Genomic DNA, 21,667 nt, shown 5'->3' on the forward strand with positions numbered 1-21,667 from the left:
CAGGAACTGGCGGCTGGTGCGGACCAGCTTGTTGATCGTTTCGATCATGTGGACCGGGATGCGGATGGTCCGCGCCTGATCCGCGATCGAACGGGTGATCGCCTGCCTGATCCACCAGGTGGCATAGGTGCTGAACTTGTAACCGCGGCGATATTCGAACTTATCCACCGCCTTCATCAGGCCGATATTGCCTTCCTGAATAAGGTCGAGGAATTGCAGGCCGCGATTGGTATATTTCTTGGCGATGGAGATGACGAGGCGCAGGTTCGCCTCCACCATTTCCTTCTTGGCGATGCGCGCTTCACGCTCGCCCTTCTGCACCATGTTCACGATGCGGCGGAATTCGGACAGCGACATGCCGGTCGCCTGCGCGATTTCGCTGACTTCGTTGCGGATGCGGTCGACGGCGCGCCCTTCGGCAGCGGCGAAGGCGGACCATTTCTTGTCCAGCCCCTGCACCTTGTCCATCCAGCCATCGTCCAGTTCATGGCCGACATAACGGTCGAGGAAATCTTTGCGGCTGACCTTGTGCCGTTCGGCCAGACGCAGCATCTGACCGCCCAGCGCGGTGAGGCGCCGGTTATAGGCATAGAGCTGATCGACCAGATATTCGATCTTCTGCTGGTGAAACTGGACGCTTTCGACTTCCGCCGTCAGCTGTTCGCGCAGTTCGTGATAGGCGTCTTCGGCCTTCTGGCTCAGCGTATCGCCATTGGCCATGGCGACCATGCGCTGTTCCTGCGCCTTGGAAAAGGCGCGGAAGATTTCGGTGATGGTCGCGAACTTCTCAAGCGCCATGGGCTTAAGCGTTTCTTCCATCTGGGCGAGGGACAGGGTGTTGTCCTCTTCCTCATCCTCTTCACGGCGGGCGCGGGGCGCACCGTCCTCATCCTCATCGCCGTCGGCGGATTCCTCCTCCGGCTCTTCTTCTTCCTTGAAGCTGGGACCGGCGGTCTTTTCGCTGATTTCGCCATCGTCATCCTCGGCCCCGTCCTCCATATTTTCAGGAGCCGGGTCTTTGGAGAGCATGGCGTCGAGATCGAGAATCTCGCGCAGCTGCATTTCGCCGTTGTTGAGCGCGGTCGACCATTCGATGATCGCATTGAAGGTGGTCGGGCTTTCGCACAGACCCAGGATCATCGTGTCGCGACCGGCCTCGATCCGCTTGGCGATAGCGATTTCGCCTTCGCGGCTGAGCAGTTCCACCGCGCCCATTTCGCGCAGGTACATGCGAACAGGATCGTCGGTGCGATCGACCGTTTCCTTCTTCTTTTCGGTGACCAGCTTGGGGCCGTCGTCTTCGCCGCCCTCATCGCCCGAATCATCGTCATTATCGTCGCGCTGATCTTCGCCGTCTTCGCCGGCTTCCTCATTTTCGACGATGTTCACGCCCATTTCGTTGAGCGCGGCCATGATGTCTTCGATCTGTTCCGAAGACATCTGGTCCTGAGGCAGGGCGTCGTTCAGTTCGTCATAGGTGATGTAGCCGCGCTTTTTCGCGCGGGCGATCAGCTTCTTGACAGACGCTTCGTTCAGATCGAGCAGCGGTGCATCGCCGCCTTCCTCTCCATCACCTGCCCCGCCATTCTTGCTGTTCGCCTTGGTCGCCATGTATTCGCCTTGCCTTCGCCGCCCTTCGAAAAAGGGCTAACCTCAATCAAACAATGTCTTCGGACTGCGCCAGTTCCGCCAGACGTCGATCATGATCGGCCTTCAGCGTACGAATACGCTGTTGTTCAGCGAAATTTACTTCGCTGACGTCATGTTCGAACCGTCTTGTAGCTTCCACCAATGCCGTTTCCAGCTCCGGTCCCTGCGCCATCACCCGAATGGCCTCCTCCAGATCGCGCGCAAGGCGATCAGGGTCGGCGGCCATCCTGTCGGGAGTGAGTGTAAATGCGTCGGCCCGGAGCATCCCCTTAGCCATATTATACAACTCACCTTGCCCCAATATGGTAAGGAGGGCCTGTGTTTCAACTGTTTCTTTGCGGAAAGATAAGGAGACCATCGCCGCGAGCAGTTGCGCCAGCAAAGGATCGGCAATTTGCAGGGCCGACAGCATCTCCCGATGGGGGGCGATCTGTTCGGGATGGCGCAGGAGCGCGGCCAGTACCGCGCGCAACAGGCGCTGTTCCATGCCGCTGCCGCCGATGGCGCGAGCTTCGGTGCCTGCGGGGGGAATGGGGGCTTTCCAGTTGCCGCGTTTGTCGCGTTGCCAGCGCGGCGCGCTGTTCCCGCCGCCGCCCTGAAAGCGTTGCTGCGTCGGCGTCGAATCGCGGCGGGCGAAGAAGAGCGCATCATAGCGTTCGCGAAATTCATGGGCGTAATGGGCGCGCACATCGGGATGGGCAATCGCATCCGATATGGCGCGAAGTCGCTGTTTGAGCGCCGCCTTCTGTTCCGGGGTGTCGAGCGGGGCGACCGAAAGCTCATGTTTCCAGAGGCGTTCGATCAGCGGCTCGGCCGTGTCGAGGACGCGTTCCATGGCGGCGGGGCCACTGGCGCGGATCAGGTCGTCGGGGTCTTGTCCGGTCGGCAGCGTGGCGAAACAAAGGCTATGGCCGGGGCGCAGCAGGGGCAGGGCGCGCGTCGCGGCGCGGATCGCGGCCTTTTGACCCGCCGAATCGCCATCGAAGCAGAGGACGGGCACCTCCACCATCTTCCACAGCCGTTCGATCTGATGTTCGGTCAGCGCGGTGCCGAGCGGGGCGACAGCCTCGCCAAAACCCGCCTGAGCGAGGGCGATCACGTCCATATAGCCTTCGACCACGATGACGCGGCCGGACGAGCGGCTGGCCGGGGACGCCTTGTCGATATTGTAGAGGGTGCGGCCCTTGTCGAAGAGCGGCGTGTCGGGCGAGTTCAGATATTTGGGTTCGCCCGTCCCAAGGATGCGGCCGCCAAAGGCGATGACCCGGCCGCGAATGTCGCGGATGGGCAGCATGAGGCGGCCACGGAAACGGTCGTAGCTGTCGCGTTTCCTGCCGCTGTCCTTGCCCTGCTCCAGCGCTTCGGGATCGATCAGCAGGCCCGCTTCCACCAGCATCGGATCGCCGAAATCCTTGAGCGCGGTCTTGAGCCGGCCGCGCCCGTCCGGGGAATAGCCGAAACCGAAGGCGCGCCGGGTGGCGTCGGTTATGCCGCGTTTTTGCAGATAGGCACGGGCTTCGCCGCCGTCGATGCCGCCCAGCTGCTCCTCGAAGAAACCCTGCGCGGCGGTCATCGCGTCGTGCAGGCCCTTCGCCTGCTGCTGGCGCCTGGCGGCGCGGGGATCGGCGGCGGGGACGTCCATGCCTGCGGTCGCGGCCAGTTCCTTTACCTCCTCCATGAAGGGCAGACCGCGATTTTCCGTCATCCAGCGGATCGCATCGCCATGCGCGCCGCAACCGAAGCAATGATAGAAGCCCTTTTCATCGTTGATCGTGAAGCTGGGCGTCTTTTCATTATGGAAGGGGCAGCAGGCCTTATATTCGCGGCCCGCCTTCGTGACCTTCACGCTCTTGCCGATGAGGGTCGAGAGCGACGTGCGCGCGCGCAGTTCGTCCAGCCATTGGGGGGTGAGGGTCATGCGTCTTCCTCCCCCTCCCGCTTGCGGGAGGGGGGCAGGGGGGTGGGCTCAACCGGGCCACCCAAAGCTGCCCTGACGATAGTTTCCAACACGCCCTCTAGATTCTCTGTGAGATCGTTATTCCAGAAGCGGATCAGCCGGTAGCCCTGAGCTTCGATCTTTTTGGTCCGCATGGCGTCATAATGTGCCGCATCGACATGCTGGCTGCCGTCGAGTTCTATGACCAGCTTATGGGAGCGGCAGACGAAATCGCAGATGAAGCCAGCAATGGGCATTTGACGGCTGAATTTAAGCCCAGCCAATTGCGCGCCTTTAAGGTGGCGCCACAACCGACGCTCGGCTTGCGTGGCGTTGTTGCGCAGATTGCGCGCATCACCGGTTGGCCGCGCAAGCCGATATGAGGAGCCCACCCCCCGGCCCCCTCCCGCAGGCGGGAGGGAGAGATCGGGTGCCGCTCCCCCGTTTTCACTCACACAAGCGCCGCCTTCACCAGCCCGCTGGCCTTGCTCATGTCGATTACGCTGCCGTGGCGTTCCTTCAGCACGGCCATCACCTTGCCCATGTCCTTCACGCTTTGCGCACCGACTTCGGCCTTGATGTCTTCGATCCTGGCCTTGGTTTCTTCTTCGGTCAGCTGCTGGGGCAGGAAGCTGGCGATGACGTCCAGTTCGGCCTGTTCCTTCGCCGCCAGTTCATCGCGGCCGCCGCTCTTGAACATGTCGATCGATTCGCGGCGCTGCTTCACCATTTTTTGCAGCACTTCGACCACGACGGCGTCGTCGTCCGGCACGTTGGACGCGGTGCGCAGTTCGATGTCGCGATCCTTCAGCTTCGCCAGGATCAGGCGCACGGCGGCCAGCCGTTCCTTGTCGCCTGCCTTCATGGATTCAATTTGGGCGCTCTTTACCTGCTCGCGAATCATGGCGATCGAATCCTGTCTCTTTCCGGAAAGGATCAGATATAGCGGCAAAAGAGATTTTTAACAGACGTTGACCTCAAGCCCGCACAGGCATAGGTGACCGGCCGTTTAACCCGCACCAGACGGGTTCCCGCAAAAGCATAAAGGACCGCAGACCATGGCAGACGCCAAGACCCTCATTGTGCCCAAAGGAGCGACAGGGGTCGTGGTTTTTGCCGATGGCAGTGCGGTGTTCGGCCGCGGCTTTGGCGCGGTGGGCGATGCGGTGGGCGAACTCTGCTTCAATACGTCGATCACCGGCTATCAGGAGATCATGACCGATCCGTCCTATGCCGGGCAGATCATCAATTTCACCTTCCCGCACATCGGGAATGTCGGCACCAATCTGGACGACGTGGAAGCCATGGCGCCCCATGCGCTGGGCTGCATCGTGAGGCAGGATGTCACCGCGCCCAGCAATTTCCGCAATGTCGAACCGTTCGATCAGTGGATGCGCGAAAATGGCCGCATCGGGCTTGCCGGGGTCGATACCCGCGCGCTCACGCGCCTCATCCGCATCAAGGGCGCGCCCAATGTCGTGATCGCCCATGATCCCGACGGCGCGTTCGACATTGCGGCGCTGGCGGCGAAGGCGGCCAGCTGGCCCGGCCTTGAGGGCATGGACCTCGCCATCGAAGTCACGGGCAAGGAAAGCCGCTTGTGGAAGGACGGCGTGTGGAAGCTGGGCCATGGTTATGGTCTGGATGAAGCAGGCGAAGATCGCCCCCATGTCGTCGCGATCGATTATGGCGCGAAGAACAATATCTTCCGCAATCTGGTACAGGCCGGCGCGCGCGTGACCGTGCTGCCCGCCACCGCCACTTATGAACAGGTGATGGAACAGAAGCCCGACGGCGTGTTCCTGTCCAATGGTCCCGGTGATCCGGCGGCGACCGGCGCCTATGCCGTGCCCGTCATCGCGGCGCTGCTGACCGAGAATATGCCGATCTTCGGCATCTGCCTTGGCCACCAGCTGCTGGGTCTGGCGGTGGGCGCGAAGACCATCAAGATGCATCAGGGCCATCGCGGCGCAAACCATCCGGTCAAGCGCCTGTCGGACGGTCTGGTTGAGATCACGTCGATGAACCATGGTTTCGCGGTCGATGACGCCAGCCTGCCCGCCAACGCGCGATCGACCCATGTGTCGCTGTTCGACGGCAGCAATTGCGGCATCGAACTGACCGACAAAAATGCTTTCTCGGTGCAATATCATCCCGAAGCGTCGCCGGGGCCGCAGGACAGCTTCTATCTGTTCAAGCGGTTCGTGGACGGCATCAAGGGCGCGGTCGCGGCGTGAGCCAGAAGCTGCCCCCCGTTGACGAAGCGCGCCTTGCCGCCGAGTGGGAGGCGGACCGTGAGGTTCTCGCCAACCTGAAGCGCAATGGCGACGTCGCGCGCATCGCGCGGCCCGTGGACGTCAGCTTCCGGGGCAGCGAGCAGGATTTCGAGCGCGTCCTCACCATCGCCAGCCAGTTCGGCTTTGTCGAACTCGACCGGGAGGAAGATGAGGAAGGCGACCTGTTCCTGTTTCTGGAGTGCGTGCAGCCGGTCGATGAAGCGTCGATCCGCGCGCTGACCAAGAAATGCCTCCAGATCGAAATCCTCTGCGGCGTCGAATATGACGGCTGGGGATGCGAAGCGCAGGCGGGGGGCGTGCATTGATGGCACATCTTGGAAGGGATTGAGCAATGGCGACGGTGCGCGACTTTAAGGTTGAACATCTAGACAATGCCCGACCTCATGAAGAGGTCGAAACCATCGTTCGGCTCGTAGATTGCGGCCGAGAGAAGCTGATCCAGATCGATACCTATGGCCGACCCGGCCGAGAAATACCTGGGAAAGTTTCGCAAACAATTCGCTTAGATAAAACCGCTTTTGAAAAGCTGGTGCAGATCGGGAAAAGCCACTTCTGATGCCTAAAAGAACCGACATCTCCTCCATCCTCATCATCGGCGCTGGTCCGATCATCATCGGTCAGGCGTGCGAGTTCGATTACTCCGGCACGCAGGCGGTGAAGGCGCTCAAGGAAGAGGGCTATCGCATCATCCTGGTCAATTCCAACCCGGCCACGATCATGACCGACCCGGAATTTGCCGACGCCACCTATGTCGAGCCGATCACGCCCGAAATCGTGGCGAAGATCATTGAGAAGGAACGGCCGGACGCGGTTCTGCCGACGATGGGCGGGCAGACGGCGCTGAACACGGCGCTGGCGCTGTTCAACGACGGGACGCTCGCCAAATATGGCGTGCAGATGATCGGCGCGGACGCCGAAGCCATCGACAAGGCCGAAGACCGCATCAAGTTCCGCGACGCGATGGACAAGATCGGGCTGGAATCGGCCCGTTCGCGCATCGCGCACACGATGGAAGAGGCGATGGAGGCGCTGGAGTTCACCGGCCTGCCGTCGATCATCCGTCCCAGCTTCACCATGGGCGGCACCGGCGGCGGCATCGCCTATAATCGCGACGAGTTCATGAACATCGTGCGCGGGGGCCTCGACGCGTCGCCGACCACCGAAGTGCTGATCGAGGAATCGCTGCTCGGCTGGAAGGAATATGAGATGGAGGTCGTGCGCGACAAGCACGACAACTGCATCATCATCTGTTCCATCGAAAATGTCGATCCGATGGGCGTCCATACCGGCGACAGCATCACCGTCGCCCCCGCGCTGACGCTGACGGACAAGGAATATCAGATCATGCGCAACGCATCCATTGCGGTGCTGCGCGAGATCGGCGTGGAAACCGGCGGGTCGAACGTGCAGTTCGCGGTCAACCCGAAGGATGGCCGACTGGTCGTCATCGAAATGAACCCACGCGTGTCGCGTTCGTCCGCGCTGGCGTCGAAGGCGACCGGCTTCCCGATCGCGAAGGTCGCAGCGAAGCTGGCCGTGGGCTACACGCTGGACGAAATCGACAATGACATCACCGGGGCGACCCCGGCGTCGTTCGAGCCGACCATCGACTATGTCGTGACGAAGATCCCGCGCTTCGCCTTTGAAAAGTTCAAGGGCGCAGAGCCGCTGCTGGGCACGGCGATGAAGTCGGTCGGCGAAGTCATGGCGATCGGCCGCAACATCCATGAATCGATGCAGAAGGCGCTGCGCGGTCTGGAAACGGGCCTGTCCGGCTTCAACACGGTCGATCATCTGGTCGGCGCGCCCAAGGACGATATCATTGCGGCGCTGGCCGCACCGACGCCCGACCGGCTGCTGGTCGCCGCGCAGGCTCTGCGTGAAGGGCTGAGCGTTCAGGAAATCCACAATATCGCGAAGTTCGATCCCTGGTTCCTGGAGCGGATCAAGGAAATCGTCGATGCCGAAGCCGAGGTTCTGGATAACGGGCTGCCGCAGGATGCCGACGCCATGCGTCGCCTGAAATCCATGGGCTTTTCCGACAAGCGCCTTGCCTATCTCGCGCTCAAGTCCGCCAATCTGCGCGGCATGGAGCGGGGCATCGCCCGCGGATCGGGCCTGATCCACGAAGCGGTCAAGGCGATGACCGGCGGCGTGACCGAGGATGAGGTGCGCAAGCTGCGCCACAAGCTGGGCGTGCGCCCGGTGTTCAAGCGCATCGACACCTGCGCCGCCGAGTTCGAGGCGAAGACGCCCTATATGTATTCCACCTATGAAGCGCCGATTTTCGGCGAGGCGGAAAATGAGGCGCAGCCCAGCGAAGCGAAGAAGGTCGTGATCCTGGGCGGCGGTCCCAACCGGATCGGGCAGGGGATCGAGTTCGACTATTGCTGCGTCCATGCCTGCTTCGCGCTGAGCGAGGCTGGCTCTGAAACGATCATGGTCAACTGCAACCCGGAAACCGTGTCGACCGATTATGACACGTCCGACCGCCTCTATTTCGAGCCGCTGACGGCCGAAGACGTGCTGGAAATCCTGCATGTCGAAATGTCGAAGGGGACGCTGGCGGGCGTACTGGTGCAGTTTGGCGGGCAGACGCCACTGAAGCTCGCGCAGGCGCTGGAGGATGCAGGCATCCCGATTTTGGGTACGTCGCCCGACGCCATCGACCTGGCCGAAGATCGCGAGCGTTTCGCTGCGCTGATCGACAAGCTGAAGCTGCGCCAACCCGCGAACGGCATTGCGCGCAGCCGGGAAGAAGCGATCGCGGTCGCCAATCGCATCGGCTATCCGGTGCTGATGCGTCCGTCCTACGTGCTGGGCGGCCGGGCGATGGAAATCGTCGATGGGCAGGCGCAGCTGGAGGAATATATCGCCACCGCCGTGCAGGTGTCGGGCGAATCCCCGGTGCTGATCGACCAGTATCTGCGCGACGCCATTGAAGTGGACGTCGATGCGCTGTGCGACGGCGACGATGTGGTCGTGGCGGGCGTGTTGCAGCATATCGAGGAAGCGGGCGTGCATAGCGGGGACAGCGCATGTTCGCTGCCGCCCTACAGCCTGTCGGACGAGATCATCGCGGAAATCGAGCGGCAGACCGATGTGCTGGCCCGTGCGCTGTCCGTGCGCGGCCTGATGAACATCCAGTTCGCGGTGAAGGATGGCGTCGTCTACCTGATCGAGGTCAACCCGCGCGCCAGCCGCACGGTGCCCTTCGTCGCCAAGGCGATCGGCACGCCGATCGCCAAGATCGCCAGCCGCGTGATGGCGGGCGAGAAGATCAAGGATCTGCCCAGGATCGACCGTAACGCGATCGACCATGTGGCGGTGAAGGAAGCGGTGTTCCCGTTCAATCGCTTCCCCGGCGTCGATCCGGTGTTGTCACCGGAAATGAAGAGCACCGGCGAAGTCATGGGGATCGACAGCAATTTCGCCATCGCCTTTGCCAAGGCGCAGATCGGCGCGGGCACCGTGTTGCCGACCAGCGGCACCGTGTTCATATCGCTGAAGGACACCGACAAGCCGGTCATCCTGCCGGCAGCGGCCAAGCTGGTGGCGATGGGCTTCAAGCTGATCGCGACGGGCGGCACCGCCGATTATCTGGCGGATAACGGCATCGCGGTGGAAAAGGTGAATAAGGTCGCCGAAGGTCGCCCGCATATCGTGGACAAGATCACCGACGGCGACGTGCAGCTGATCTTCAACACGACAGAGGGCTGGCAGTCGCTGAAAGACAGCAAGGCGATCCGCACCAGCGCCCTGCGTCAGAAGGTGGCGAGCTTCACCACGGCGGCGGCCAGCGTCGCCGCGGCGGACGCGATCGAGGCTTTGCGGGGCCATGCCCTTGAAGTGCGGTCGCTCCAGTCCTATTATCCTCTGTCGCACGCTTGATCCCCTGCACAGGAATGACGCTGCGGGGCGGCCCTGAGGGATGGGCCGTCGGAGGGAAGTTTTGACGAAGGATTTATAGGGAATGGCGACCGTCGAAAAGATGCCGATGCTGCAACAGGGCTATGACAAGCTCAATGCGCAGCTCCGCGAACTGAAGGCCGAGCGGCCTTTGATCGTGGACGCCATCGAAGAAGCGCGCGCGCATGGCGACCTGTCCGAAAACGCGGAATATCACGCGGCCAAGGAACGGCAGGGGCAGGTCGAAGCGACGATCAACGATCTGGAAGACAAGCTGTCGCGCGCGCAGGTGATCGATCCGACGACGCTGTCGGGCGACAAGATCATTTTCGGCGCGACCGTGACGCTGCTTGACGAAGACGACAAGCCGGTGAAGTACCAGATTGTCGGTCAGGCCGAAGCCGATGCGAAGCTGGGCATGATCAGCTATAACAGCCCGCTGGGGCGTGCGCTGATCGGCCGTCAGGTCGGTGAAGAGGTCGAAGTGTCGGTCCCTGCGGGCGACAAATTCTATCTGGTCGACAAGATCGACTTCATCTGATCGTGCGGCTGCCTGCGGGACGATTGACCAACGGGATTGCGGCGATCACCTTCGCCGCATTTCTGCTGCTGTTTCTGACGGGGCAGGTCGATCAGGCGGCGTTGATAGGCGGGTTCATCCCGGCGCGTCTGGGCGATCCGGCGCTGCTGGAGGGGATGGCCGCCGTGCCCGCTTTCCTGACGCCGCTCAGCTGCACTTTCATCCATGCCAACTGGCTGCATATCGGCTTCAACATGCTGATGCTGCTGTTCTGCGGGCGGCAGGTGGAACATGTGCTGGGATGGGGCGGGACGCTGACGCTCTATATCGTCGGGGCCTATGGCGCGTGCCTTGCGCAATGGGCGATCGATCCCGCGTCGACCAATCCGATGGTGGGCGCAAGCGGCGCCATTTCCGCGATCATCGCCCCCTATGCGCTGCTCTATAGCCAGCAACAGGTACGCGCGATCGGGCCACTGTCCGCCAATCTGGTGCGGGTGCTGTGGCTGGCGGGCGCGTGGATTGCGGTGCAGCTGATGATCGGTGTCGCCAGCGGCGCGGGAATGGGCGAACTGGGGCAGATCGCCATAGCCGCGCATATCGGCGGCTTCCTGATCGGGCTGCTATTGACCCGGCCCTTGCTGCGCTGGCGTTTCAGGAAGAAACCGCGCGCGGTCCACTGACAGGCTGTCGTTCGTGTCGGGCTAGATCGGGATCGCCTTCCCGACTTCGCTCGAAGCGAATGGAAATTTTTAGAGCATGATCTGAGTGGATTAAATCGGATCATGCTCCAAATATCTTATATTTACCGCATTCTGCGAGCCGTCATCTGTGCCAGATGGCGTCACCATGCCTTATGCGCCGGGCAGTTCCGGTTCCAGCAGGCGGTGCAGGTGCACGATCACATAGCGCATTTCGGCGTCGTCGACTGTCCGCTGCGCCGCGCCGCGCCAGGCCTTTTCGGCCGAAGCATAGTCGGGATAGACGCCGACCAGATCGACGGCGGACAGGTCCTGAAATTCCAGCGTCTGCGGATTGGTTACGCGGCCGCCCATCACCAGATGCATTTTGCTCATGGCTTTTTCTATTCTCCTTTGACTGTGCCGACGCCTTAGCATCGTCGCCAGCATCAGCCAAGGATACGACGGGATAGGGCGATTGCGTATCGGGCAATCGCGATTAGGTTTTCGGCAATCGGGCCTTGATCGCCTCGCTGATCGCGTCGACCTTTGCCGCGACGAGCGTGGCGACGTCGTCGGCCAGTTTCGACGCCTTGGCCGGAATGTCGGCCGCGACCACGGTTTCGCGCGCATCGGCCGCGGCATCGCCTGCCGCGTGCAAGGCGTTGGACGCGCCCTGCTTCACGCTTTCGGCGCCGTCGGCCGCGGCGGCACGCGCGGCAACGGCAGCCTCCAGCACGCGCGATCCTGCCGTAACGGCAAGGCCGGGTAGCGCCTTCATGACGCGGCGGCTCTTGGGAAACATCCATGCGACAACCGCGCCGACGGCCACAGCGCCAGCGACCGCGGCAATAGGATGTTCCTGCACGATTTCATTGGCGCGGGTCGCGACACGCTGGGTACGGTCCCTGGCATCGCCATAGGCCTCGCTGGCCTTGTCCCGGCCGGTCTGGATCAGGTCGCCCGCGCTTTCGCGGGCCTTGTCTGTCGTATCCTTGATCCTGTCGGACGCACTGGTGGCCGCATCATTGGCGGCTTCGCGAACGCGGGTGATCTGTGCGCGGATGTCAGCCATTATTCCGTCTCCGATAATTCGGGGTTATGCGTGAATCGAACGTATAACCGTCCGAAAAGTGCCGCCAGCGGGCGGCGGAAGAGAAATAGGCCAAAGGCGGTGGCCGCTGCCCCGGTTGCGACGGGGCGTTGCAGCGCCTTGGCCTTCATGTTGGACAGGCTGTTAGATACGGCGTTGCCGAGGCCGTCCTTTGCATCCTGCTTCAACCGAGCAGGGGTTATGCGTGCCTTTGCATCGTCCGCCGTCAGGCGCAGGCGTCCCCTGGCAACGTCCGCCCGGTCGCAGGCGGCGCGGTAGCGGCTTTCGAGATTCATGGCGCGATCGCCTTCTTCATGCGGCTGATGCAGCCCTTTGCGCCGAGCAGCAACAGAAGGGTGAGGAGCAGCCCGCCGCCCACGACGATCAGCGTGGCCCAGATTGGCGCGACGAGTTGCGACAGCGCGATGATCAGCCCGACGAGCAGCGCGATGATGCTGGCAAAGGCGAGCATCAGGGCGATGACCGCAAAGATCGCCGCATTGCGCACGCCGATGCCGATGATGGTGGCGCGCAGCTTCTGCTTTTCCGCCTCGGCAGCGGCATAGGCGCGGCCGTCTGCGTAGAGGCGCGAGAGCACCTCCTTCACGCTTTCCTCCTGCGCGCCATCGTCCTGCACACCATATCCGGGCGCAGCTGTATCGGGCGCGCCGTCGGGCTGCCCATCGGTCGGCGGTGTGACCGCCGTGTCCGCTGGTTCGTCAATCAATTGGCCCTCCGCCCCGCATAGCGGGCCTGCGCGTCGGTGAAAATCTGGGCGTCGGTCGGTTCGGGCTGATGCGCGATCAGGCCTTGTCGTCCGATCCCTTGGCAAGGCGCATCAACACATAGCCGACCACGGCCGCCGCGCCGATGGCAACTGCCGGGCTTTTGCGCACGAAATCGCGCGCTTCGCCCAGCAGCTGGTCGACATCCTTGCTGTCCAGGGTATCGGCGGCCCCAGCCACCGATTCCGCCGCCTGGCGGGCATAGTCGCCATATTGGGGGCCAAGCTTTGCATCGACGGTGCCGGCCGTATCGGAGATCAGCTTCGCCAGGCTCTGCATCGCGGTGCCGGTCTTGTCCTTCGCCACGCCAGCGGCCGACAGGGCGGTCTTGCCCGCCTGTTCCTTGATTGGATCGATATGCGCCTTCCAGTCGACGGCGTTGATCTTGTCCGCTGCCGCCTTCGCGGCCTTTTCGGCCTGTTCCTTGATCGGTGCGATCTGTGCGGTCCAGCTGGGCGACGCGGCGACATTGCCCGGGTTCTCCTCAGGCGCGGCGGCCTTACGCGTGGCGGCTTTCTTGACCGGCGCGGTCTTTACCGCCGGGGAAGAGGGGCTGGCGATGGCGGGCTTTGCCGCCTTCGTCTTCGCAGGCTTGGCGACGGGCGTCTTCTTCACGCGCTTGACGGGCGGGGTTTCCGGTGTGTCGGCCATCGTCCTGTTCACTCCCTCGATAAATTCAGCATGGTTCCGGCCCGGCATCGATTCTGCGTAGCCAAGGCGGCATCGACAGGTCCAATGCTTCGCGGCGGCCTACAGTTCCGTAGCCGTTACATTTTCGAACATCGGCATTTTTTGCACAGGCGCAACCCCTTTGCTGAGCCGCCAAGGCCATTGCCAATATAGAAGGCTCTGGTTAAGCGAGGCGCGCATCTATGGCCGCAAGGCCGCCGTAACGACCGCAAATGCAGGAGCGTTCATGACCGCCATTCTCGATATTCACGCCCGCCAGATCCTCGACAGCCGTGGCAATCCCACCGTCGAAGTCGACGTCATGCTGGAAGATGGCAGCTTCGGCCGCGCCGCCGTGCCTTCGGGCGCGTCCACCGGCGCCTATGAAGCGGTGGAAAAGCGCGACGGGGACAAGAGCAAATATCTGGGCAAGGGCGTGCTGGCGGCGGTTGCCGCCGTGAATGACGAGATTGCCGGCGAACTGGTCGGGCTGGACGCGGAGGATCAGGGCGAAGTCGACGCCGCGATGATCGCGCTGGACGGCACCGAAAACAAGTCGCGTCTGGGCGCCAACGCGATACTGGGCGTGTCGCTCGCCACGGCAAAGGCTGCGGCCGATGCGCGCGGCCTGCCGCTCTATCGCTATGTCGGCGGCGTGTCCGCCCATGTCCTGCCGGTGCCGATGATGAACATCATCAATGGCGGCGAACATGCCGACAACCCGATCGATTTCCAGGAATTCATGATCATGCCGGTCGGTGCCGAAAGCATCGCCGACGCGGTGCGCATCGGTTCGGAAATCTTCCACACGCTCAAGAAGGGCCTGCACGACAAGGGGCTGGCGACGTCGGTCGGCGATGAAGGCGGTTTCGCGCCCAACATCGCATCGACCCGCGATGCGCTCGACTTCATCATGCTGTCGGTGGAAAAGGCCGGGTACAAGCCGGGCGACGACGTCGTGCTGGCGCTGGACTGCGCCGCGACCGAATTTTTCAAGAACGGCAAATATGAGATTTCGGGCGAAGGCCTGTCGCTCAGCCCGGTCGAAATGGCCGATTACCTCGCCGCGCTGGCCGCCGACTATCCGATCAAGTCGATCGAAGACGGCATGAGCGAAGATGATTTCGAAGGCTGGAAGGCGCTGACCGACAAGATCGGCGACAAGGTCCAGCTGGTGGGCGACGACCTGTTCGTCACCAACCCGGCGCGTCTGGCCATGGGCATCGGCAAGGGGCTGGCCAATTCGCTGCTGGTGAAGGTCAACCAGATCGGCACGCTGACCGAAACGCTGGCCGCCGTCGACCTGGCGCACCGGTCGCGTTACAGCGCGGTCATGTCGCACCGTTCGGGCGAAACCGAGGATGCGACCATCGCCGACCTCGCCGTTGCCACCAATTGCGGGCAGATCAAGACCGGGTCGCTCGCCCGTTCCGACCGGCTTGCCAAATATAATCAGCTGATCCGTATCGAGGAAGAGCTGGGCGACATGGCGGTGTTTGCAGGACGCTCCATCTTCCGCTGATTTTTCGTAAAAAGACTCGGCCGACCGCAATTGTGATTTTTTCACTTGCGGTCGGCCGTTTGCTGTGATTCTTCTGTTATATGGCGCACATCGCTAAACTTCGTCTTCTCCTGTTTTCGGCCCTTGGCCCTGCGATCGCGCTGCTGTTGCTGCTGTTCTTCGCGGGCTATGTCGTGCTGGGATCGAACGGGGTGCTGGCATGGGGCGATTATTCGCGTCAGCTGCATGTCGCGCAGACCGAATTGAAGCAGACGCAGGCCGCCCGCGCCGAATTGCGCAACCGGGTCGAGGCGCTGGACCCGCGCCGCGTGGACCCGGATCTGGCCGACGAACTGATCCGTCGGCAGCTGGGCGTGATTCACCATGACGAAGTGGTCGTTCCGCTGAACTGACGTTACGGCCATGGAATGTTCGCGAAAGGATTTTGCGCGGACATCGCCGTATTTGCAATATTGCTGCTGGCCTTCTTTGCCGCTGTGTAAACGGGCTATCAGTTTTCGGTAAAAGCGATGGATTCTGCCCGAATTGCGCGGTGAGTGCCGTTGCAATTTATGCAACTCTATCGCTATATCAGCCCTCCTTCCATCCTACCCCCACGCAAAAGGACAACAGCCTTGGCGAAACCAACCACGCCGCGCGCTCCGAGCGCAAAGGCAAAGGCCGCAGCGCCGGCCGGTGCGGACCATAACCGGCCGCGCCCGCAAACGCCGACCGATTACAAGGCCAGCAAGGAAGAGCTGCTGGAATTCTATCGGCAGATGGTTCTTATTCGCCGCTTCGAGGAAAAGGCGGGTCAGCTTTATGGCCTGGGCTTCATCGGCGGTTTCTGTCACCTCTATATCGGTCAGGAAGCGGTTGCCGTTGGCATCCAGTCGGCACTGAAGCCCGGCAAGGACAGCGTCATCACCGGTTACCGCGACCATGGCCACATGCTGGCCTATGGCATCGATCCCAAGGTCATCATGGCCGAACTGACCGGCCGCGAAGCGGGCATTTCGCGCGGCAAGGGCGGTTCGATGCACATGTTCAGCGTCGAACATAAATTCTACGGCGGCCACGGCATCGTCGGTGCGCAGGTGTCGCTGGGCGCGGGGCTGGGCTTCGCGCACAAGTACAACAATGATGGCGGCGTGTGCGTCGCCTATTTCGGTGACGGCGCGGCCAATCAGGGCCAGGTCTATGAATCGTTCAACATGGCCGAACTGTGGAAGTTGCCGATCATCTTCGTGATCGAAAACAACCAATATGCCATGGGCACCAGCGTCAACCGCGCCTCGTCGGAAGACCAGCTGTATCGCCGCGGTGAAAGCTTCCGCATCCCCGGCATTCAGGTCGACGGCATGGACGTCCTCGCCGTGCGCGGCGCGACCGAAGAAGCGCTGAAGTGGGTGCAGGAAGGCAATGGCCCGATCCTGCTGGAAATGAAGACCTACCGCTATCGCGGTCACTCCATGTCCGACCCGGCAAAGTACCGCTCACGCGAAGAAGTGCAGGCGATGCGCGACAAGTCCGACCCGATCGAGGGCGTGAAGAAATATCTGATCGACGCGGGCGTCAGCGAAGACGACATCAAGGTCATCGATCAGGACATTCGCAAGATCGTCGCGGAAGCGGCCGATTTTGCCGAAACCTCGCCCGAACCGGAACTGGCTGAACTCTATACCGACGTGCTGGTGGAGCAATATTAATGGGTATCGAAATCAAGATGCCGGCGCTCTCGCCGACGATGGAAGAGGGCACGCTGGCCAAGTGGCTGGTGAAGGAAGGCGACGAAGTGAAGTCCGGCGACATCCTCGCCGAAATCGAAACCGACAAGGCGACGATGGAATTCGAAGCCGTGGATGAAGGCAAGATCGGCCAGATACTGATCGCCGAAGGCAGCGAAGGCGTGAAGGTCGGCACCGTCATCGCGACGATGGCCGGTGAAGGCGGCGAAGCGGCCCCTGCGCCTGCTGCCGCTCCGGCTGCCGCAGCGCCCAAAACCGACGAAGCCCCCAAGAAGGCGGAGAGCGGCACGTCGAAGCTGGCGTCGGAAGCGCGGGCGACCGTGGCCGACCCGGACCTTCCCGAAGGCACCGAGTTCGTCAAGACGACCGTCCGCGAAGCATTGCGCGACGCGATGGCCGAAGAAATGCGCAAGGACGAGCGCGTTTTCGTGATGGGCGAGGAAGTCGCCGAATATCAGGGCGCGTACAAGGTGACGCAGGGCCTGCTGGACGAATTTGGCGACAAGCGCGTCATCGACACGCCGATCACCGAATATGGCTTTGCCGGCATCGGCGCGGGCGCGGCCATGGGCGGCCTGCGTCCGGTCATCGAGTTCATGACGTTCAACTTCGCCATGCAGGCGATCGACCACATCATCAACTCGGCGGCCAAGACCAACTACATGTCCGGCGGCCAGATGCGTTGCCCGATCGTGTTCCGTGGTCCCAACGGCGCGGCCAGCCGCGTCGGCGCGCAGCACAGCCAGAACTACGGTCCCTGGTATGCCGCCGTTCCCGGGCTGATCGTCATCGCGCCTTATGACGCGGCGGACGCCAAGGGCCTGCTGAAGGCTGCGATCCGTTCGACCGATCCGGTCGTGTTCCTGGAGAATGAACTTCTCTACGGTCGCAGCTTCGACGTGCCGAAGGTGGACGAGTATGTCCTGCCGATCGGCAAGGCGCGCATCATGCGTCCGGGCAAGGACGTGACGCTGGTCAGCTATTCGATCGGCGTGGGACTTGCGCTCGACGCGGCGGAAACGCTGGCGGCCGAAGGGATCGACGCGGAAGTGATCGACCTGCGCACGCTGCGCCCGCTCGATACCGCGACGGTGCTGGAAAGCCTGAAAAAGACCAACCGCCTCGTGGTGGTGGAAGAAGGCTGGCCGACCTGTTCGATTGCGTCGGAAATCGCCGCCGTGGTCATGGAGCAGGGCTTCGACGATCTCGATGCGCCGGTTCTGCGCGTGACGAATGAAGACGTGCCGCTGCCTTACGCCGCCAACCTCGAAAAGCTGGCGCTGATCGATGCGGCCCGCGTGGTCGAAGCGGCCAAGAAGGTCTGCTACAAATAAGGATAGGCGCCGCGCCGGTGACGGTGCGGCGTATCCCTGAACGACAAAAGGCGCCACCGGCAATCGGCGGCGCCTTTTTCGTACCATGCGCTTTTGCTGATCAGGGGCTGTAGGTGGTGCAGGGCGAGTTGGTGCCGCCCGATCCGATGTCGTTGTTCGATCGTTCACGCACACTGATCGCGGCGATGGCCGACATTTGCGGCGTGCCCAGAAACGCGTCGGATATGAGCGGTTTATAGGTGTAATAGACTTCGACGAAGATCATTTCATTGTCTTTGGACGCAGCGATCTTGCGGCTGCTGGACACGACGATGCCGTTGGCGCCGAGCATTGTGCCCTCCGTCGTGGCATAGGCCGACGATTTGACGAGCGCGCCGGTGCAGCGTTGCCAGCGAAGCCGCTGATTGCTGAGGTTGCCGGAACTGTCGGTCACCGGTTCGATGCTGGATACGATGATGCGGCCGCGATTGCGCAGGTCGATCTTGTCGCTGAGCGTCTTCATCGCCCCGAATATGTCGGTAACGGTGCCGTTGTTGATCGATTCCTTGACCCGGCCCACGCTGTCCGCGCTCATCGTGGCGATGTCGCCCAGCTGTTGCGAGGTATAGGCCATGTTGGCGGCTTCCGCCCCGCACATGGTGAGGGCGACCAGCACGGGCAGGCCGAGCGCGAATTCGACGGCAGCCACGCCGGACCGATCGGCGGCGACAGGGCGGATGCGGCGACGCAGCCATGCATGCGCGGGGGCCATCACAGCTTGCATTTGGGCACCACCGGATCCTGTTTTTCATAGGGCTGACGCTTGGTCAGGGTGTTGGCGGTCATCGACACCGTGTCGCTGACCCCGATCATGCGCCACACCGGCAATATGCGTTTGTAGGTGACCTTCGTTTCGTAACGGACGATGTCGTCCGCGCCGCCTATACTGTTCGCCTTGCCGCTGACCACCACGTTGCGGATGCCATTGTCGTCAATGTCTTCCCAGCAATCGCCGCTGTCGAGGACGTTGTTGCCGTTCACATCCTTGGTCAGGCGCTCCATCGTGTTGATGTTGCTGTAATTGTTGAAGCTGCCCTTGGTCGTGACGACGGTGGCGTAGGGGGCGATGCCCTTGACCGTGGATTCGATGTCGTTTTCCACGGCATCATTATCGACCGTCTGAAGCGTGGTCAGCCGCGTGGCGCGCTCCATCGCGCCCAGCAGCACGGACCGGACATAGATTTGATAACCCATGTCGAGCCCGCCCAGGATCAGCAGGAACAGCGGGATCATGATCAGCGCAAATTCAGGGATGGACGCACCGCGCCGGTCCCCGATCAGGCGATGACGAAAGGCGGAAAGACGGTTCATCGCGACAGCCTCAACGAACCGATATTTTCGCCGATGTTGCGAAACACGTCGTTCAGCTGGCTGCTGCTGTCGGCCTTATACGCAAATTCCGGGCTGGTCGAATTGGTGGAGGACGAGCAGTCGATCAGGTCGTCGCTGAGGTCGGAGCCGAGGCTGAAGGAGATGGTGTAGATCTTCACGCCCATATTTTTGATCGCGTTGCAGGTCAGCAGCATGCGGGCCGTGTGATTGGTATTGCTGGTGGTGGCGTTGCCGTTGGTGGTGACGCGTTTCCAGACGGATTCCCGGTTATAGGCACCATAGCCGCTGTTGCCGGTGTCCATATTCCCATCGGTCATGAAGATCAGATAACGGGTAACCGGGAAGGTGTTGAAGGATGCCGGGTTGTTGCTGGCCCAGTTGCCGGTGCGAGACAACAGGCGGGCAGCCCACAGGAGGCCAAGGTCCAGATAGGTGCCGCCATTGGCGACGAAGCCGCGTTCCGCCGTGAAGTAATTGTTGAAGTCGGTGGCGTTCATCTGTTTGAATTCGCTCATCGCCTTGGGGCAGGCATATTGCCCGGTCGCGGCATCGGGATCGGCCACGAGCCAACGGGTCGCTTCGGACGAGGGCACGGTATCGTAGAGCATGTCATAGGCGGTCGACGGGATCGTGCTGGACGTCGATGTGATGCTGTTGCTGGTCGATTGTTCCTCGACGCAACCATCCCATGTCTTGTTCATCCAGTTGGCGTTGTGATCCGTCGGGCTGGTGCAGCCTAACCAGCTGCAACTCTTGGGGGCGGAGTAATAGCCGCTGGTGTTGAACCATGTCGGCTGGCGGCTGTATAGGGTGGCGCCTGCCGCGTCGGTGCTGAAACCGGCATTGACCATCTGGGAAAAAGGCACGATCGACCAACGTACGCGCTTACGCTTGCTGGCTTCGCTCAGGTTCATCTGGCTTTCGATGGTCGCCATTTGCGATTGCAAGGTGGCGAGCGCGTTTCGCAAGCCCTGAATCCGTGAGCCGTCTTTATTCTCCAATATATATTCCAGCGTTTTGCCGACCAGAGGCAGATTGGCGGTAATCCTGTTTGCGTTGGCGTAGGTACTGCACTGGCTGGTGGTCATGCTGGGCGTGCAGGCCATCGAGCCGGTCGTGTCCAGCACCAGCATGATGTCGATATTGGTATAATCGTTCCGCGCGCTGCATACGGCGTTGATCGACATCGTGTCCTTGCCGAAAATCTTCATGACGGCGGTCGGCACGGTGGTGGTCAGGGTCAGGTCGATCTGGTCGTTTGCGCCCAGTGTCGGATTGATGTCCGTCGTTGCCAGATTGGTGCCCAGATAACCGACCGGGAAATTGAAGCTGGTATATTTGCGCACTTCGTCGCGCACGGTCGTGTCGACGACGCCCTTAGTCCCCATCACCTTTCGTCCGGCCAGGACGCCCGCGTCGCAGGCATTTTGCAGGCGCGTCTTGGCAAGATAACCGCGGCTCATGTCCAGACCGCCGCCGATCATCGCGGCCAGCGGGATCAGTGCCATCGCCATGATGGACAGCGTGTTCCCGGCCTGACTGCGCAGCAGCCGCGTCAGAAAGCCCAGTTGCCGATCCTTTAACTTGCCCATTTCCCTGCAATCACCCATGTCGCGTCCCGGATGCCGCCCGCATGCGGATCGGCTATCCTGCCCGCCTATGCAGGCCCACTCGTTAGAATGTGTATGAGGAAGATGGTTAAAGGACCGATAACCCGCGAGATCCGCTTGTTTGCGGGGCTTGGCCGATGAGCGTGGAGGATGATGCGCTGTCGCCGCTGGCGCAGATGCTGGCCGCCCATGCCGTGGCGGGGCAGGTGGCGCGGCACCGGGCGATCCGGGCGTTCGACGCGCGACTGGCGAAGGTCGCGCGCACGACCAGCGAGGCGATGATCGGCCAAATGCGGCTCGCCTGGTGGAATGATGTGATCGACGACAAGTCGGGCGTGAAGGGGCAGGGCGAACCGGTGGTCGACGCCATGCGGGCCAGCGGCGCGATGGGCGCGCCGGGCCTGTCGGCGATGATCGATGGCTGGGAAGTGTTGGTGGTCGAACCGGAAATCGACCTGCCGGGGCTGCGCGATTATGCCGTCGGGCGCGGCGGCGGGCTGTTCCGGGCGCTGGCCGGGGCGGAGGTTGCGCCGGACTGGCTGATCGTCGCGGGGCAGATATGGG

At 62.1% G+C, this 21,667-nt stretch carries 22 protein-coding genes and 1 pseudogene; 11 read left to right on the forward strand and 12 right to left on the reverse strand.

Going from position 1 to position 21,667, the window contains the following annotated elements:
- The 4 genes from rpoD to ACOJSJ_RS12755 form a co-directional block, all read right to left on the reverse strand.
- Positions 1-1,611, reverse strand: a 1,611-nt coding sequence (gene rpoD, locus ACOJSJ_RS12740) for an RNA polymerase sigma factor RpoD (protein WP_420145356.1), incomplete at its 3' end; no start/stop codon positions are given.
- A gap of 46 nt (positions 1,612-1,657) precedes the next feature.
- Complete coding sequence (gene dnaG / locus ACOJSJ_RS12745) at positions 1,658-3,568, reverse strand: DNA primase (RefSeq protein ID WP_420145357.1); 1,911 nt, start codon at positions 3,566-3,568, stop codon at positions 1,658-1,660.
- Positions 3,565-4,041: an endonuclease domain-containing protein gene (locus ACOJSJ_RS12750; protein ID WP_420145358.1), complete on the reverse strand. Its 477-nt coding sequence runs from the start codon at positions 4,039-4,041 to the stop codon at positions 3,565-3,567. The genes dnaG and ACOJSJ_RS12750 overlap by 4 nt, the downstream gene beginning before the upstream one ends.
- The gene (locus ACOJSJ_RS12755; protein WP_420145359.1) at positions 4,038-4,490 is read right to left on the reverse strand and encodes a GatB/YqeY domain-containing protein; all 453 of its coding nucleotides are present in this window, start codon (positions 4,488-4,490) and stop codon (positions 4,038-4,040) included. Before ACOJSJ_RS12755 ends, ACOJSJ_RS12750 begins: the two co-directional genes overlap by 4 nt.
- Before the next feature lie 154 nt (positions 4,491-4,644).
- On the opposite strand from ACOJSJ_RS12755, the gene carA reads away from it, so the two are divergent.
- From carA to ACOJSJ_RS12785, 6 genes are all read left to right on the forward strand, one after another.
- Positions 4,645-5,823, forward strand: coding sequence for a glutamine-hydrolyzing carbamoyl-phosphate synthase small subunit (gene carA / locus ACOJSJ_RS12760; protein ID WP_420145360.1), 1,179 nt, complete (start codon positions 4,645-4,647; stop codon positions 5,821-5,823).
- Positions 5,820-6,188, forward strand: coding sequence for a ribonuclease E inhibitor RraB (locus ACOJSJ_RS12765; protein WP_420145361.1), 369 nt, complete (start codon positions 5,820-5,822; stop codon positions 6,186-6,188). The genes carA and ACOJSJ_RS12765 overlap by 4 nt, the downstream gene beginning before the upstream one ends.
- 26 nt (positions 6,189-6,214) lie before the next feature.
- On the forward strand, positions 6,215-6,439 hold the full coding sequence (locus ACOJSJ_RS12770; RefSeq protein WP_184271353.1) for a methionyl-tRNA formyltransferase: 225 nt from the start codon (positions 6,215-6,217) through the stop codon (positions 6,437-6,439).
- Positions 6,439-9,774 carry a carbamoyl-phosphate synthase large subunit gene (gene carB, locus ACOJSJ_RS12775; protein WP_420145362.1) on the forward strand — a complete coding sequence of 1,112 codons (3,336 nt, stop codon included), beginning with the start codon at positions 6,439-6,441 and terminating at the stop codon, positions 9,772-9,774. The genes ACOJSJ_RS12770 and carB overlap by 1 nt, the downstream gene beginning before the upstream one ends.
- A gap of 82 nt (positions 9,775-9,856) precedes the next feature.
- Positions 9,857-10,333, forward strand: a complete 477-nt coding sequence (gene greA / locus ACOJSJ_RS12780) for a transcription elongation factor GreA (protein ID WP_420145363.1) — start codon at positions 9,857-9,859, stop codon at positions 10,331-10,333.
- A 2-nt stretch (positions 10,334-10,335) separates the two neighbouring features.
- Positions 10,336-10,995 (forward strand): rhomboid family intramembrane serine protease, encoded by a 660-nt coding sequence (locus tag ACOJSJ_RS12785; protein ID WP_420145364.1) that lies wholly within the window; start codon positions 10,336-10,338, stop codon positions 10,993-10,995.
- Between the two features lie 171 nt (positions 10,996-11,166).
- Here ACOJSJ_RS12785 and ACOJSJ_RS12790 read toward each other — a convergent pair whose 3' ends face one another.
- The 5 genes from ACOJSJ_RS12790 to ACOJSJ_RS12810 all read right to left on the reverse strand — a co-directional run bounded on the left by ACOJSJ_RS12790 (position 11,167) and on the right by ACOJSJ_RS12810 (position 13,521).
- Positions 11,167-11,388, reverse strand: a complete 222-nt coding sequence (locus ACOJSJ_RS12790; RefSeq protein ID WP_420145365.1) for a DUF4170 domain-containing protein — start codon at positions 11,386-11,388, stop codon at positions 11,167-11,169.
- Positions 11,389-11,491: 103 nt separating this feature from the next.
- Positions 11,492-12,067, reverse strand: coding sequence for a hypothetical protein (locus tag ACOJSJ_RS12795; protein ID WP_420145366.1), 576 nt, complete (start codon positions 12,065-12,067; stop codon positions 11,492-11,494).
- Entirely contained in the window at positions 12,067-12,381 is a 315-nt protein-coding gene (locus tag ACOJSJ_RS12800; protein ID WP_420145367.1) for a hypothetical protein, read from the reverse strand. The genes ACOJSJ_RS12795 and ACOJSJ_RS12800 overlap by 1 nt, the downstream gene beginning before the upstream one ends.
- Complete coding sequence (locus tag ACOJSJ_RS12805; RefSeq protein WP_420145368.1) at positions 12,378-12,812, reverse strand: phage holin family protein; 435 nt, start codon at positions 12,810-12,812, stop codon at positions 12,378-12,380. The genes ACOJSJ_RS12800 and ACOJSJ_RS12805 overlap by 4 nt, the downstream gene beginning before the upstream one ends.
- A 76-nt stretch (positions 12,813-12,888) precedes the next feature.
- On the reverse strand, positions 12,889-13,521 hold the full coding sequence (locus ACOJSJ_RS12810) for a hypothetical protein (protein ID WP_420145369.1): 633 nt from the start codon (positions 13,519-13,521) through the stop codon (positions 12,889-12,891).
- Between the two features lie 265 nt (positions 13,522-13,786).
- Between ACOJSJ_RS12810 and eno the strand changes: the two genes are divergently transcribed.
- The 4 genes from eno to ACOJSJ_RS12830 all read left to right on the forward strand — a co-directional run bounded on the left by eno (position 13,787) and on the right by ACOJSJ_RS12830 (position 18,122).
- On the forward strand, positions 13,787-15,061 hold the full coding sequence (eno, locus tag ACOJSJ_RS12815; protein WP_420145370.1) for a phosphopyruvate hydratase: 1,275 nt from the start codon (positions 13,787-13,789) through the stop codon (positions 15,059-15,061).
- Between the two features lie 80 nt (positions 15,062-15,141).
- A complete protein-coding gene (locus tag ACOJSJ_RS12820; RefSeq protein WP_420145371.1) occupies positions 15,142-15,453 on the forward strand; it encodes an FtsB family cell division protein in 312 nt (103 codons plus the stop codon).
- A 222-nt stretch (positions 15,454-15,675) separates the two neighbouring features.
- Positions 15,676-16,749, forward strand: coding sequence for a pyruvate dehydrogenase (acetyl-transferring) E1 component subunit alpha (pdhA, locus tag ACOJSJ_RS12825; RefSeq protein ID WP_420145372.1), 1,074 nt, complete (start codon positions 15,676-15,678; stop codon positions 16,747-16,749).
- Complete coding sequence (locus tag ACOJSJ_RS12830; RefSeq protein ID WP_420145373.1) at positions 16,749-18,122, forward strand: pyruvate dehydrogenase complex E1 component subunit beta; 1,374 nt, start codon at positions 16,749-16,751, stop codon at positions 18,120-18,122. The genes pdhA and ACOJSJ_RS12830 overlap by 1 nt, the downstream gene beginning before the upstream one ends.
- A 100-nt stretch (positions 18,123-18,222) precedes the next feature.
- On the opposite strand, the gene ACOJSJ_RS12835 is transcribed toward ACOJSJ_RS12830, so the two are convergent.
- Genes ACOJSJ_RS12835 through ACOJSJ_RS12845 form a run of 3 tightly spaced genes read right to left on the reverse strand, consistent with a single transcriptional unit; the run spans position 18,223 to position 21,085 of the window.
- Positions 18,223-18,873, reverse strand: a complete 651-nt coding sequence (locus ACOJSJ_RS12835) for a TadE/TadG family type IV pilus assembly protein (protein WP_420145374.1) — start codon at positions 18,871-18,873, stop codon at positions 18,223-18,225.
- Positions 18,873-19,472 carry a TadE/TadG family type IV pilus assembly protein gene (locus tag ACOJSJ_RS12840; RefSeq protein WP_420145375.1) on the reverse strand — a complete coding sequence of 200 codons (600 nt, stop codon included), beginning with the start codon at positions 19,470-19,472 and terminating at the stop codon, positions 18,873-18,875. Before ACOJSJ_RS12840 ends, ACOJSJ_RS12835 begins: the two co-directional genes overlap by 1 nt.
- Entirely contained in the window at positions 19,469-21,085 is a 1,617-nt protein-coding gene (locus tag ACOJSJ_RS12845; RefSeq protein ID WP_420145376.1) for a TadE/TadG family type IV pilus assembly protein, read from the reverse strand. The genes ACOJSJ_RS12840 and ACOJSJ_RS12845 overlap by 4 nt, the downstream gene beginning before the upstream one ends.
- 155 nt (positions 21,086-21,240) lie before the next feature.
- On the opposite strand from ACOJSJ_RS12845, the pseudogene ACOJSJ_RS12850 reads away from it, so the two are divergent.
- Positions 21,241-21,667, forward strand: a pseudogene (locus ACOJSJ_RS12850) (hypothetical protein); the annotation flags it as partial.

It is taken from the genome of Sphingobium sp., from assembly GCF_048594625.1.
Taxonomy (GTDB): domain Bacteria; phylum Pseudomonadota; class Alphaproteobacteria; order Sphingomonadales; family Sphingomonadaceae; genus Sphingobium.